The 12,999-nt window shown below is 44.8% G+C and carries 13 protein-coding genes and 1 tRNA gene; 8 read left to right on the forward strand and 6 right to left on the reverse strand.

What is annotated here, in order from left to right; all coding sequences use genetic code 11:
• Positions 1–8 precede the first annotated feature (8 nt).
• Complete coding sequence (locus ACRRSW_RS08950; protein WP_432459160.1) at positions 9–677, reverse strand: YjbF family lipoprotein; 669 nt, start codon at positions 675–677, stop codon at positions 9–11.
• A 408-nt stretch (positions 678–1,085) separates the two neighbouring features.
• On the opposite strand from ACRRSW_RS08950, the gene ppiC reads away from it, so the two are divergent.
• Both ppiC and ACRRSW_RS08960 read left to right on the forward strand, forming a co-directional pair.
• Positions 1,086–1,364: a peptidylprolyl isomerase PpiC gene (gene ppiC, locus ACRRSW_RS08955; RefSeq protein WP_432453550.1), complete on the forward strand. Its 279-nt coding sequence runs from the start codon at positions 1,086–1,088 to the stop codon at positions 1,362–1,364.
• 92 nt (positions 1,365–1,456) lie between these two features.
• A complete protein-coding gene (locus ACRRSW_RS08960) occupies positions 1,457–1,828 on the forward strand; it encodes an ATP-binding protein (protein WP_432459161.1) in 372 nt (123 codons plus the stop codon).
• A 73-nt stretch (positions 1,829–1,901) separates the two neighbouring features.
• On the opposite strand, the gene ACRRSW_RS08965 is transcribed toward ACRRSW_RS08960, so the two are convergent.
• Positions 1,902–3,683 (reverse strand): AMP-dependent synthetase/ligase, encoded by a 1,782-nt coding sequence (locus ACRRSW_RS08965; protein ID WP_432459162.1) that lies wholly within the window; start codon positions 3,681–3,683, stop codon positions 1,902–1,904.
• A gap of 710 nt (positions 3,684–4,393) precedes the next feature.
• Here ACRRSW_RS08965 and galE point away from each other — a divergent pair.
• Genes galE through galK form a run of 3 tightly spaced genes read left to right on the forward strand, consistent with a single transcriptional unit; the run spans position 4,394 to position 7,712 of the window.
• Positions 4,394–5,413: a UDP-glucose 4-epimerase GalE gene (galE, locus tag ACRRSW_RS08970; RefSeq protein ID WP_432459163.1), complete on the forward strand. Its 1,020-nt coding sequence runs from the start codon at positions 4,394–4,396 to the stop codon at positions 5,411–5,413.
• Between the two features lie 54 nt (positions 5,414–5,467).
• Entirely contained in the window at positions 5,468–6,550 is a 1,083-nt protein-coding gene (locus ACRRSW_RS08975) for a UDP-glucose--hexose-1-phosphate uridylyltransferase (protein WP_432459164.1), read from the forward strand.
• On the forward strand, positions 6,543–7,712 hold the full coding sequence (gene galK / locus ACRRSW_RS08980) for a galactokinase (RefSeq protein WP_432459165.1): 1,170 nt from the start codon (positions 6,543–6,545) through the stop codon (positions 7,710–7,712). The genes ACRRSW_RS08975 and galK overlap by 8 nt, the downstream gene beginning before the upstream one ends.
• Before the next feature lie 186 nt (positions 7,713–7,898).
• Here galK and ACRRSW_RS08985 read toward each other — a convergent pair.
• Both ACRRSW_RS08985 and ACRRSW_RS08990 read right to left on the reverse strand, forming a co-directional pair.
• Positions 7,899–7,974 (reverse strand) — tRNA-Arg (locus tag ACRRSW_RS08985).
• A gap of 358 nt (positions 7,975–8,332) precedes the next feature.
• Complete coding sequence (locus ACRRSW_RS08990; protein WP_432453544.1) at positions 8,333–9,475, reverse strand: flagellar assembly protein T N-terminal domain-containing protein; 1,143 nt, start codon at positions 9,473–9,475, stop codon at positions 8,333–8,335.
• 105 nt (positions 9,476–9,580) lie between these two features.
• On the opposite strand from ACRRSW_RS08990, the gene ACRRSW_RS08995 reads away from it, so the two are divergent.
• Genes ACRRSW_RS08995 through ACRRSW_RS09005 form a run of 3 tightly spaced genes read left to right on the forward strand, consistent with a single transcriptional unit; the run spans position 9,581 to position 11,427 of the window.
• Complete coding sequence (locus ACRRSW_RS08995; RefSeq protein WP_432453543.1) at positions 9,581–10,165, forward strand: FlgO family outer membrane protein; 585 nt, start codon at positions 9,581–9,583, stop codon at positions 10,163–10,165.
• The gene (locus tag ACRRSW_RS09000) at positions 10,146–10,622 is read left to right on the forward strand and encodes an LPP20 family lipoprotein (protein ID WP_432459166.1); all 477 of its coding nucleotides are present in this window, start codon (positions 10,146–10,148) and stop codon (positions 10,620–10,622) included. Before ACRRSW_RS08995 ends, ACRRSW_RS09000 begins: the two co-directional genes overlap by 20 nt.
• A gap of 58 nt (positions 10,623–10,680) precedes the next feature.
• Positions 10,681–11,427: a FlgO family outer membrane protein gene (locus tag ACRRSW_RS09005; RefSeq protein ID WP_432453541.1), complete on the forward strand. Its 747-nt coding sequence runs from the start codon at positions 10,681–10,683 to the stop codon at positions 11,425–11,427.
• Between the two features lie 814 nt (positions 11,428–12,241).
• Here ACRRSW_RS09005 and flgN read toward each other — a convergent pair.
• Complete coding sequence (flgN, locus tag ACRRSW_RS09010; protein ID WP_432453540.1) at positions 12,242–12,661, reverse strand: flagellar export chaperone FlgN; 420 nt, start codon at positions 12,659–12,661, stop codon at positions 12,242–12,244.
• Positions 12,662–12,668: 7 nt separating this feature from the next.
• A complete protein-coding gene (gene flgM / locus ACRRSW_RS09015; RefSeq protein ID WP_432453539.1) occupies positions 12,669–12,992 on the reverse strand; it encodes a flagellar biosynthesis anti-sigma factor FlgM in 324 nt (107 codons plus the stop codon).
• Between the last annotated feature and the right edge of the window lie 7 nt (positions 12,993–12,999).

The raw sequence follows: 12,999 nt of genomic DNA on the forward strand, positions 1-12,999 counted from the left end.
ATGACGAATTAAATATCATCGTAATAAGGCATTAGCGTTTCTAAAAATATGATTGGTTGGTCGGGGCCAAGCTGTTGTTCGCTGCGCCAAACCACTTGTTTGTGATTGCTTTGTTCGACCCAGTACTGATTCGTGGTGTGAAAGTTGAGGCTGGGCACCGCTAATTGTTCGCTGATCCGTTGTACTCTTCGCTCGCTACCCGCGATCATTTGTGTGCTGGTTTCATGTGCTGTGAACGTGGAACGACTTGGTACGCTAAATAAACCTTCAGAAATAAAATCTCGGGTGGCTGAGTACGTGGCTTGTTTGCTTGCCGAGATTAATCCTAAAGTGAATGGATTTTGCCCTTGGTAGCGTACCCCGCTATTTGCAAAAGGGAGGCCGTCACTGCGAATGATTTGTCCGTTGCGAGTTACCAGGGTTATCCCGTCGGTGGCCGCCCAAACTCTTTCATCTTGATTGGCTTTGGCAAGGGCGATATAGGTTCGAGGATGCTCGCCGTATTTAATATAGAGGGCAGCGAAGCCCAAATCGAGACGTTGTTGTTCAGTGAGTTGCGCTTCAGGGAGGCCGTTGATGGCGATATCGACTAGTTCTTGACCACTTTTATAGTCTTGAGTACACCCTAACATGGTGCTTGAAAACAGGGCTGAAATTAATAATTTGCTTAAACGCATTTCCATTGCCTAAGGCTGTAAATATCGGCTTAGCTTAGCATTAGATGACGGCCGCTAAAAGAGTATGCTGCTGATTATCTTGACTCTTTAGTTATTTTGTTGATTGTTTACGCAATGCTTGTTGGTCTTGGGGGCAGATTTGAGTTGTAAGGGGGAGCGCGGGACTATTGATCGCCAAGCTGCTAAACTTTGTCGATAGTTTATCGTAATAACTGAACTTGGGATAAGCCTTAGCGCCAATACTGCTTTTAAACTTTTGTTTGCCTTAAATTGGTTTGCAATCTCGGTATTGTGAGCCAATTTATCTTGCTGAGAGCTTTAAGTTTGGTATTCGCTCACAGCTGTCAACAACGTGATTACTATCGCTTTGTTGACGTTCATTATTCTAAGTGGTGGATAGGAAAATAGATGGCAAGTACCGCAGCTGCTTTACATATTTTGGTAAAGCACAAACAACAAGCAGAAGACATTATTCAGCAACTAAAAAAAGGGGCAAAGTTTCAGAGCTTAGCGAAGAAATATTCATCTTGTCCTTCGGGGAAAAAGGGCGGTGATTTAGGTGAGTTTCGTCGCGGCCAAATGGTGCCTCAGTTTGATAAGGTGTGTTTTAGTGGCGAGCTATTGGTGCCTCATTTGGTGAAAACCAAGTTTGGCTGGCACGTGGTTAAAGTGCTTTATCGAACCTAATTCGTTTATTTGGGCGCATGGTTTAAGATGAAGGGAGCGAACCATGGCGGTTTTTATCTAGGTTGGTCGAGCTAGCCTGAGGTTTCTCTGATATGCAGACTTTAACATTGATCCGCGGCTTACCCGGTAGCGGAAAATCAAGCCTTGCTGCTAGCTTAGCAGCGGTGCATCTCGAAGCCGATATGTACTTTGTCGATGCGCTGGGAAACTATCATTATCGGGGCGAAGAAATTGCACAGGCCCACCAGTGGTGTCAGCAGCAAACCGCGGCTTATTTAGCTTTAGCTAAGGATGTGGTAGTGGCTAATACCTTTGTTCGGCAATGGGAAATGGCGCCTTATCGCGCGTTGGCTAAACAATACGGCGCAAGGCTCAAGATTATTTGCTGCACCGCAAATTATTCGAATATTCATGGCGTGAGTCTAGATACCATTGAAAAAATGCGTCAGCAATGGGAAGCCTAGTTTATCTCATTCTTCACAAATGAATCGACTGATAAAAAAGACGCCATTCGCGTCTTTTTTATCGCTTGTATATTTATGCTGGAGCCCGCTCTGCATACATGGCATTAATTTGTTCGGCAAAGCGATTCTCGATCACGGCACGGCGTAGTTTTAGGGTAGGGGTTAATTCACCTTGCTTCATACAGAATTCTCGAGGTAACAGGGTAAATTGTTTCACTTGCTCAAAGCGAGCGAGGTTGGTTTGTACCTGCTTGAGTTTGCTGGATATGAGGGCTTTGATTTCAGCATGTTCTAATAACTCGCTACGATGTTGCCATTTTATCCCGAGCTGTTTGGCGTGTAACTCCAAGGCTTCAAACGCGGGTACGATTAGCGCCGAGACAAAATGTCGTGCATCGGCAATAATTGCCACTTGTTCAAATAAGGGTTCACGGATCAGCGCGCCTTCTACCCGTTGCGGTGCGATATACTTACCACCCGAGGTCTTCATCAATTCTTTGATTCGCTCGGTCAATACCAGATTACCTTGCGCATCGATGGTTCCCGCATCGCCAGTATGCAACCAACCCCCAACAATCGTTTCGGCGGTGGCTTCTGGTTTATTAAAGTAGCCGCGCATGACGGTGGGGCCTTTGAGTAAAATTTCTCCTTGCTGGGAAATTTTAACTTGTAAGCCTTTGAGTGCTTGGCCAATCGAGCCCAGCTTTTGATGTCCTTCTGTGTAACAGGCGATGGTTGCGGTGGATTCGGTCATACCATATCCATAAACAATGGGAACTTCTATGCTTTGAAAGAACCGATTGATGTCATCGGCCAAACGCGCACCCGAGCAGGGGAGGATCCGCGCGGGTCCAAAGAAGCCGCGAATTTTGCTTAATACTAATTGGTCGGCGATTTGGTAGCGAAGCCTTAACCAAGGCGACTGCTTAGTTTGGTTTTGCTTGGCCTGCAGGCGGCTTTGTGCCACCGACATCGCCCAATAGAATAGGATTTGGCGTGGTTTGGATGCCGTCGCGACTTTTTGCAAAATAGCTGCGTGAATTTTTTCGTATAAACGCGGTACGCTGCACATCAGTGTGGGTTGGGTTCTTGGTAAGGCTTGTTGTACCTGTGAAGGGTCTTCCAAATAGACGTTGGTTGCACCTTGAGATAGAACGTAATAGGTCCAGGCGCGTTCAAAAACATGACTAAGCGGTAAAAAACTTAATGAGGTATCTTTACTGGTAACTTTGATCCGCTGTTGATGCATGGCAAAGGCTGCGGAAAAATTTGCATGATCGAGCATCACGCCTTTGGGATCGCCAGTTGTGCCAGAGGTGTAGATCAGCGTTGCCAAATCATCTGTTCGAAGGTTTTTTTGGCGAGCCTTAAACTGTTGTTCATCGGCGCTGTTGGCTAGGCTTAGTAGCTGTTGCCAGCTAAGAATGTTGGGCTGTTCCGTATATTCGCTGTCTTCAAAACAAATTACGGTTTCGATGTGTCCAGCGGCAAGTAACGCCACGCCAGATTCAACTTGTTCGGCTTGCCCTACAAACAAGATCTTACAATTGGCATCAGCTAAGATGTACTGGCTTTGTTCTAGGGTATTGGTGGGGTAGATGGGTACCACGCAGCCGCCAGCCGCCAAAATACCGACATCCGCAATGGTCCATTCTGGCATGTTGGGCGACATAATCGCCACCCGTTCACCCTGCTGGTGACCTAAGTGAATTAAACCTTTGGCAATTTGAGTCCATTGCTGAGAAAAATCTTTCCATGAAAAACATTGCCAAGCTTGGTCCCGCCAGATCTTGAGCGCGACTTGTTGCGCTTGTAATTGCGCTTGCTGGCTGAGCAAGGTAACGATGTGTTGCATGTGTTCTTACCTGTAAATCGATGAAGGCTAACTGCCAAAATGTGGCTGCATTTTAGTGAGATTTAGTTCGGCGAACAAGTGTAAGCTAAAGTTATTTTGGAATAATAGTTCATTTAGTGAAATAGCAGCATAAAAGCTTCGCTATTTTAGTTGAGTTTGGGGGCTTGAGCGATGAGGCTTATTCCGAGCGCCATCCATTCACGGGCTAAATTTACAGAGTTGTTCAATCGAATTTTTCGAAACAGAGCCTGCTCCCAGTCTTGTGACTAGTGAATACATGCCATCACTGTTTTGAGTCTATGCTCTGCATATGTTGAGTGAGTTTGTTTCACGATTCTTCAACAGATGAGGCACTTAAGGTAAACGTTAACATTGCTGGGCTTGTTTGTTTTGTTTTGGGATTGGGCGTGGCAGAGAGTTAGTTGTGTTAAATATGCCTGATGAGCTAGCTCTATAGTTCTCGCTTTAATGCCCCTTTGTAACAACTTCATCATTACATGCCCTTTGTTGTAGCAAAAATGTTTCGCCATCTTTAATTATTATCTCCAACTTTTAGGAAAGGATGACCGAGATCTCAACTCTTGAATGAATGGAGTGGAAACGTTTACCCTTTCGTGTTTCAATAACGCAATTGGTAAGCTGAGTTATGTATTCTACTCAAGTTGAGTCGATCTACCTTCAGCTGCAGCGCATTGTAAATGGAGTATGTGATGAAAAAGATCTTGGTGACTGGCGGTATGGGCTACATTGGCAGTCATACTTGCGTGCAGATGATAGAGGCTGGCTTTACGCCGATCATCTTGGACAACCTAGCGAATAGTAAGCCAGAAGTACTCCTACGGATTGCCCGTCTTAGTGGTCATAAACCGATGTTTTACGAAGGTGATGTACGCGATCGTCGCTTATTAGACCAAATTTTCAGTGAACACCAAATTGAGTCCGTGATCCATTTTGCGGGACTAAAGGCGGTGGGAGAGTCGGTGCTAAAACCGTTTGAATACTATGATAACAATGTTTATGGCTCGTTAGTTTTAGCGGATGTGATGCGCCAGTCTGGCGTTAAAAGCTTGATTTTTAGCTCTTCTGCGACGGTTTATGGTGAACCAGAAACCATGCCTATTGATGAAAGTTTTACGACCGGCGCGGTAACAAATCCCTATGGTCGAAGTAAATACATGGTGGAAGAATGCTTGCGAGATATTCAGCAAGCCGCGCCTGATTTGAGTATTGCCTTGCTACGTTACTTTAATCCAGTTGGTGCTCATCCGAGTGGTTTAATCGGGGAAGACCCTCAGGGGATCCCTAATAATTTAATGCCATTTATTGCGCAAGTGGCGGTAGGACGCCGGGAAAGTTTGTCTATATTTGGTGATGATTACCTTACCGCCGATGGTACCGGGGTGCGTGATTACATTCATGTGATGGACTTAGCCGATGGGCATATCGCGACCTTAAAGGCGGTAGCTCAAACGGCCGGCTTGCATATCTTCAATTTGGGCACAGGAAAGGGAAGTTCGGTCTTGGAAATGGTGAAAGCCTTTGAGGAAGCCTGTGGACATCCAATTCCCTATCAAATTTGCCCTCGTCGCGGCGGTGATATTAGTGAATGTTGGGCCGCGACCGATAAGGCGGCACAGTTATTGGGCTGGAAAGCTAGTCGAAGTATTGAGCAGATGAGTGCTGACACATGGCACTGGCAATCGAAGAATCCTAATGGTTATGAGCAATAAACATTTATTTAGAGTGCGTCTAGAACGACGCCTTTAACGGAGTAGAGAACAATTATGTTAGATCAGGTATTTGACCCAACTGAACATCCGCATCGTCGGTATAACCCCTTAAGTGGCCAGTGGATTTTAGTTTCGCCGCATCGGGCTAAGCGCCCATGGAGCGGTCAAGATGAAACGCCCTCAAAGGAAGCACTGGCCAGTTATGATGCGGGGTGCTTCTTGTGCCCTACTAATACGCGTATCTCTGGGGACAAAAATCCAGACTACCAAGGCACTTATGTTTTTAGTAACGATTTCGCTGCTTTGATGACCGATTCTCCTGATGTTCCAAAATCAGACAACCCTTTGTTTGTGAGTCAGCAAGCACGGGGTTTAAGTCGAGTGATTTGTTTCTCGCCAGATCACAGTAAAACCTTACCTGAGTTGCCAGTGAGCGCGATCCGTAGCGTTATCGATACATGGAATGAGCAGATTGAAGCGCTGGGTAAGGACTATTTATGGGTACAAGCCTTCGAAAATAAAGGCGAAACTATGGGTTGTTCTCAACCACATCCGCATGGGCAAATTTGGGCGAACAGTTTTTTACCCAATGAAATTGAGCGCAAAGATCAACATTTGCGAGCCTACTATCAGCAGCATGGTCGCAATTTACTCTTGGATTATGTGACTCAGGAGCAAGCCAAAGGGATCCGCACCGTGGTTGAGACTGAACATTGGTTAGCGTTGGTACCTTACTGGGCGGCTTGGCCATTTGAAACCATGTTGTTACCCAAAACTCATATTCGCCGGATGAGTGAGTTGTCGAACGAACAGCGTGATGATTTGGCTCTTGCCATTAAAAAATTGACCAGCCGTTATGACAATTTGTTTCAGTGTTCCTTCCCATATTCGATGGGCTGGCACTACGCCCCTTTCTTTAAAGACGGGGATACCTCAACAGAACATTGGCAGTTGCATGCTTTGTTCTATCCACCTTTGCTGCGTTCTGCCAGTGTTCGCAAGTTTATGGTGGGTTATGAAATGTTGGCGGAAAGCCAACGAGATTTGACTGCGGAACAAGCCGCCGCTCGTTTACGAGATCTAAGTGACGTGCATTATAAACAACAAGATCAACCACAAGGGGTTAACCATGACTAATCGCACTCAACGATTGATTGACAAAGTCTCCGCGGCTTTTATGGAAATGACCGGGGCCTCTGCGAGTTATTTTATTCAAGCGCCAGGGCGAGTGAATCTAATTGGTGAGCATACCGATTATAACGATGGTTTTGTATTGCCCTGTGCCATTGATTATCAAGCCGTCGTCGCGGCAGCACCGCGTAGTGATAGCATGGTACGAGTGATATCGGTAGATTATAATAATCAAATTAATGAGTTTGATATTACTCAGGCCTTGCAGTTTGACCAAAACTGTATGTGGGTGAACTATGTTAGAGGCGTGATTAGCTGTCTATTAAATAAAGGCTATCAATTGGGTGGTGCCGATATTGCCGTGAGTGGCAATGTCCCACAAGGCGCGGGTTTAAGTTCATCGGCTGCTTTAGAAGTGGTTATTGGACAAACCTTTAAGACTCTATTTGATTTAGCTATTACTCAGCAAGAAATCGCTTTAATTGGTCAGGCTGCGGAGAATAACTTCGTCGGTTGTAATTGCGGCATTATGGATCAGCTGATTTCGGCAGAGGGGCAGGCCAATCATGCATTATTAATTGATTGCCGCTCTTTAGAGACTACCGCAGTTGCCATGCCCGAAGAAATGGCGGTGGTGATTATTAACTCCAATAAAAAACGCGGCCTGGTTGACAGTGAATACAATACTCGCCGCGAGCAGTGTGAAGCAGCGGCACGCGGTTTGGGGGTAAGCGCTTTACGGGATGTGAGCGAAACCTTATTTAACGAGAAAGCAGCGACGCTTGAGCCGATAGTAGCCAAACGAGCTAGACACGTCATTACTGAAAATGCCCGTACTTTGGCCGCAGCCGAGGCCCTAAAAGCCAATGATATGGCTAAGCTGAGTGTGTTAATGGAGCAATCACATGCCTCGATGCGTGATGATTTTGAAATTACCGTGCCTGAGGTGGACGCGCTGGTGGATATTGTGAAGCAACAAATTGGCGCGCAAGGCGGAGTAAGAATGACTGGTGGTGGCTTTGGTGGTTGCGTTGTTGCTCTTATGCCACCGTCTTTGGTCGATGGTGTATGCCAAGCGGTCGAGCAATATTATCAGGTTCAAACTGGTTTAAAAGAAACTATTTACGTGTGTAAAGCGATGACGGGCGCGGGAACTATCGTGTCATAGCTGTTCATTCGTTGACTGCTCTATTTGGCGCAGGGTTAGCGATGAGCCGTTGTTATCATTTACTTGGTGTTTTTCAACATAAACCTCGACGTCGTTCGAGGTTTTTGATTTTCTAAGTTGTTATACATCTACGAGTCTGGCAAAATTTTAGTTTGCGCCGAAGATCTTGAGGAAAGTAAAACGAAATGGCGTCCCCTGCGAGATTCGAACTCACGTCTAAGACTTAGGAGGTCCTTGTTCTATCCAACTGAACTAAGGGGACGGGATGGTTCTGCAAACCCTATATTACAGTACTTGGTGTTGCGGCGTTCATTATACCCAGCTTTAAACGTATGAAAAGCTTCGGCTAACTGTTTGATTACTTCGTCGCCAAGTTAAAAGCTAGGGATTTTACGTTTCCCAGAGCATTAGCATAAGATGAACTACAAGTATGTCACTTGGTTTTATAAGCCAAGTACGCTCAAGCTTTCTTTCAAGGAAAAAGGACCGGGATCTTTGGCTCCTTCGGAGCGGGTCGAATATTTAGTTAAGTCATTTTTTCATCGTTCGTGGCTTAGCCTCTGTTCAATGGATCTTAAGCGATTGGTATGGCAATCATCAAAGACAAACAGAGCTAACTTTTATTGTTTACTCACCAAATCGCCAAGTTGGATGTTAGCAGTCATGGTTGGATCGACGGCGACCACAATGGCACTTTGTTGGTAAATCTGCTCAATGCGTACCATGCTATCGGCAATATGTTGTTCTTGTCTGGGAATGTCCCATTGTCCCCAATGATAATTTTGATGGATCAGACTTAATAACATCCCCGGATTTAGTTGATTGGCATGACCTAGGTTAATTTGCCAGCGGTCCGGTCCGAGAACCTTCACGATACTCCCCTGTAAAGGCTGGCAGGCGAGTAATGCATCCACCTCCGAAATCACCGTTTGCAGGGTATCATTCACCGTTTGCCCATAGGCTGAGCGCCAAAATTTAGCCGAGTGAGGTGAGACAATTTCACGCGCGTCAAATTCCCAAGGGGCATTCACCGAAAAACGTTTGTTGTAAATCTCTTCTAGGTCGATGGCGTTATAGACTCGCACATTAATAATGAAATAGCGTTGGGGGTAACTAAAGTTAAAGTGTTTGGGAGCGTAGTCTTGATCTAGCGAAATATTTTCCAGCTCGATCCCTAAAAGGTATTGGGCACCATAACGATGAGCAATATCTTTAATCGCAATAAAGTCATGCACTCCCGGTTGATGGTAGTTTAATGGTAATTTGGGAGGGTGCTTAATATTAAACTGACTCCCTAACTGGCGGGCAATATCATAGGTCCGTTGCTCCACGGCGGGTGATATTTCGTGAATTTGTCCTACTCGTACTTGATTCTGTTGTTTTAAGTAAGGAGGGAGTAACAACAGGTTTTTACTAAAGCCACTGGCTTTACATTGGCCTGTGGCCGGGAAAACATCGGCCTGTAAAACCACAAAGTACTGCTGTCCCCGACGGCCTTCATCTAATACTTTTAAGTTATGCAACGAGCCTTTCGAGACAACTTCCAATTGATCAAGGGTGAGTCTGCCTTCGGTCACCTGACTAATACTGGTTACCGAGGCGCCGGAATACAGAAGTAGCTGTTTGACCGCTTCTTGGGTGGCATTGCTGCGTGCCTGCTCAACATCTTGGCTGATGATGGTCGCGTGACCTTTTGCCTCGTACCACACTGCTTGACTGGGAATGCTAACTAGCATTGCGATCATTAAAATTAATAGTTTCATAAGGCCCTCCTCGTCACTAACTAGCAATAACTGTACCTAAAAAAAGCGTTATTTTTTTGACTGGAATGGTTATTGCTTAATAGTGTTTAGTCGGAGGAGATTACTATGCGTTATACGACTTTACTACTGGCGGTGCTTGCGTTACAAGGATGCAATACCAGCTTACACCATATTACTAATTATCCTTATGTTGAACCAAGGGAACAACAAGATGCAGTATTGTACGCACATGTCGATAATCTTTCTAAGCAGTTAACCGATGATTTAGAGTTGAGTGCTACAGATACGGTCGCGATTAGTTCAGTGGTTGATTTGGACAACTTGCAATCCAGTGATGGATTTGGGCGGCAAATTGCAGAGGCAATGTTTGCCGCTTTATCCCGAGAGGGGATCCATACGGTTGAGGCAAGACTCACCGGACGTTTACAGATGGACCCCGGCTACGGTGAATTTTCTTTATCGCGCGATGCAGAACTTTTACGCGAACAAATGCAAATAAGCTATGTGGTGGTTGGTAGTTTTCAACGAACAACCTCTGGCCGGCATGTGAATTTGCGGCTAGTTAATTTAGCCAGTCAACAGGTGGTGTCGGCCGCTTATCAATTTATTCCAAATAGCGCAGGAGCAAGCTCTCCTCGAGTCACAAGCATGAATGGGAGCTTACAACGCCATGAACAAACTGTACTTTAAAATATGGTCTTTTAGCTTAGCACTATTGTTATTGCTATCTTGTACTCCGACGACTCAGGTCAAGCAGGTTGAATGGACTTATCAGCCTCCTGGCGATTTTACAGTAGTGAATGCGGTTGGTTATGCGCCAATTAGCCAACAAAGGGGAACCGATAAATCAACCAAGCAATTACGGGCGATGAAAGCCTCTAAGCTGGATGCTTACCGTGAATTATCCGAGCAAGTTTATGGGCAACACATTGATAGTACCGCTACTGTGAGTGATTTGGTGTTAGGCAATGAACGTTTAGCGGCTTCGGTGGCTGGGGTAATTCGAGGTGCGAAGGTGATTAATGCCTATGCTGTTGATGATGTGTATGTGACCGAATTACAACTTGATTTTAGGGAGGTATATCGGGTTACTATGTCAATGGCTCCAACTCGGCACCTAGAGAGTCAAAAAACCATACAATTTTAGTAAAGAATTTCGCTTTCATGCCGATATCTTAAGCGTAATGGACGATTAAGGACGTGACATGAAAGGTATTATACTGGTTGCCATGACCACCTCGATGTTGTTGGGGTGCTCCAATAGCTCTTCGATGCAGAAAGTGATGGTGGTGGATCCTTCGAATAACGTAAGTCCGGCTAAAAATGCGCGTTATCTAGAGGGACTGGTGGATGAAGATGGCCAACTGTTTTTAAGCAGTGCACCGAGCCGCTTAGCAAATCCGCCAGAGACTATGAAGAGTGACCCTGATGCTAAAAAAACATTGACCGATTATGTCAATATGATGTCACAGCGTTTGGTTTCTAGCTCTCAATTTGTAAACGCAGACACACCAATCGGGGTTGCCTCATTTGTGCCTCTTGATAACCTACGTACCACCGACCTGTTTGGTATGCAAATTGCCGAAAGTTTTGTGTATGAGATGCAGCAAAGTGGCTTTTCTGTGATTGACTATAAAACCACTGGCTTTATTCGTATTACGCCTGAAGGTGATTTTGTTTACAGCCGAAATGTGAAAGAGTTAGCTAAACGTTTACCAATAGAATACCTGTTAGTGGGCACTTTTAGTAAGTCTAACGATGGGATCTTAGTGAACGCGAGAATTGTTGGTGCTCAATCTAAAGTGGTGGTTGCATCGGCGCAAGAATGGATCCCCAATGAAGTTTACCAAAGTAAAGTGCCAACTCCAGTGAAGCGCGATGGTGTGATGATCATCGAAGCGCGTAAACAAGCTGCGAGTAAACCGATGGCTCCAATGGGGGAGCGGGGGTAGCGTTTCTCGTCTATTACATTCATGGAAAACCGCACCTTGCAGTGCGGTTTTTTGTTTTTAAAGTCTGCCTATCTTTCTCGATTGATTTTTGTCCAATATAAAAAGTGTTTTAACTAAGCCTGAAATATGAAATTCAGTCAGTGAAGCTCTCTTCATAGAGCGAATGTTACATTTTACTGGGTGATACTTTTTGCGGTGACTTTCGATATATTTGCCCTCTGTTCTGTTCGTCTGACAGCTTTTGATTTGAATAATCAATAATGAATAATCATGGTCATACTCCTATTTTTAACGGCATTAAAATCTAGCGCTTAAGTTGCTACCAATGGTGGCTTACCATTGATGGTTATCAAGGGGCATAACTATTAATGGATAAAGGACTATATCGATGCTGTCGGAACACTTTGGTTTATCGCTGACAAAGCTCGCAGTGCATCTGAAGTAGTGAAGCTAATTAATCATAGTCCGCCGCTTCATCATTTAAACGTACGAACATTGTGCCTCAGGTGGATCGATTTTCAGTCGGCGTTAGTGGGTCATTTTTACATCGGCGGTAACACTTGATGATATCTCCTATTTTATTCAGCGAATGGAGATCTCATGGTGAAGAGATAATATATCGTAGAACAATTAGGTCTTATGGATTAGAGGGAATGGCAGATGATATTTGTTTGCCGTAAAACCTCTGGTACATTTTACTATTGGCGGAGTATATTTGTGGGATTTGAAGTCAATGAAGCTAAGCTAGCGGTTTAATTTAGGGGCGCTTATGGGAGTAAGGGGTCTAATTACATGGTCGTTCGAGTAATTACAGCTAGGCTTTAAAGCCTTTTCCCATACGCTGTGAGCTATGTTTTTTGCCTAATTTATCGTAAGTTGTGGCATTTTGGTTTTGTAGCTGGTCAATTACCGCGCTCAGTTGGCGAACTTTTTCGTTGCTTGCTTGAATAATTTCGCCATTAATAGTGTTTAACTCTTGGCACTGCTTGAGTAATTGTTGGATCCGCTCAACTTGCTCGGCTAACTCAGGAACGTCAATTAATTGTTGAGTTTGTTCCGACGATTCTAAATCATGATCAGCTTGAGTGATTGCAGTTAAAGCTTGTTCTTTTTGAGACGCGATTGCGTATAAGGCAATTGTATCATCACCAGCTAAGGCGTGCTTTTCTTGTTCCAAAAGAGAAAGCAGCAAATTAAGTTGCTGCTCTTGAGTATTCAGTAGGGCTACGATCATTGGCTAATTATCCAAAAGCTTTATTAAACTCACTTTCAAAGTCACCCATTTTTTGGGCTACCTTATTGGCATCAATTTGATAAGTACCATCGGTCACAGCTTGCTTGATTGATTCTAACTTAGAACTTCTGCTGTCAGAATCGTTAAGCAAATTCTGCTGAATACGGTTGAGTTGTTGTGCTTCGTTGGTAAGCATAACTGAATCCTGGGCTGCAGCAGAGCTAGCAGTTGAACGTTGTTCAGTGCTTTCTTTCGTCCCTTTGTCGGTGACTCGGTTAGAGTCAAGCTGACTTGGACGGCTTCCACCTAAGTTATTAATGTTTAAAGCCATAATGGCG

The sequence above is a fragment of the Agarivorans sp. QJM3NY_25 genome, assembly GCF_050870875.2.
Taxonomy (GTDB): domain Bacteria; phylum Pseudomonadota; class Gammaproteobacteria; order Enterobacterales; family Celerinatantimonadaceae; genus Agarivorans.

Bases quoted from the DNA above. Each gene is read 5' to 3' on its own strand.
- ACRRSW_RS08950 (WP_432459160.1), bottom strand. From the start codon at position 677: ATGCGTTTAAGCAAATTATTAATTTCAGCCCTGTTTTCAAGCACCATG.
- ppiC (WP_432453550.1), top strand. From the start codon at position 1,086: ATGGCAAGTACCGCAGCTGCTTTACATATTTTGGTAAAGCACAAACAA.
- ACRRSW_RS08960 (WP_432459161.1), top strand. From the start codon at position 1,457: ATGCAGACTTTAACATTGATCCGCGGCTTACCCGGTAGCGGAAAATCA.
- ACRRSW_RS08965 (WP_432459162.1), bottom strand. From the start codon at position 3,683: ATGCAACACATCGTTACCTTGCTCAGCCAGCAAGCGCAATTACAAGCG.
- galE (WP_432459163.1), top strand. From the start codon at position 4,394: ATGAAAAAGATCTTGGTGACTGGCGGTATGGGCTACATTGGCAGTCAT.
- ACRRSW_RS08975 (WP_432459164.1), top strand. From the start codon at position 5,468: ATGTTAGATCAGGTATTTGACCCAACTGAACATCCGCATCGTCGGTAT.
- galK (WP_432459165.1), top strand. From the start codon at position 6,543: ATGACTAATCGCACTCAACGATTGATTGACAAAGTCTCCGCGGCTTTT.
- ACRRSW_RS08990 (WP_432453544.1), bottom strand. From the start codon at position 9,475: ATGAAACTATTAATTTTAATGATCGCAATGCTAGTTAGCATTCCCAGT.
- ACRRSW_RS08995 (WP_432453543.1), top strand. From the start codon at position 9,581: ATGCGTTATACGACTTTACTACTGGCGGTGCTTGCGTTACAAGGATGC.
- ACRRSW_RS09000 (WP_432459166.1), top strand. From the start codon at position 10,146: ATGAACAAACTGTACTTTAAAATATGGTCTTTTAGCTTAGCACTATTG.
- ACRRSW_RS09005 (WP_432453541.1), top strand. From the start codon at position 10,681: ATGAAAGGTATTATACTGGTTGCCATGACCACCTCGATGTTGTTGGGG.
- flgN (WP_432453540.1), bottom strand. From the start codon at position 12,661: ATGATCGTAGCCCTACTGAATACTCAAGAGCAGCAACTTAATTTGCTG.
- flgM (WP_432453539.1), bottom strand. From the start codon at position 12,992: ATGGCTTTAAACATTAATAACTTAGGTGGAAGCCGTCCAAGTCAGCTT.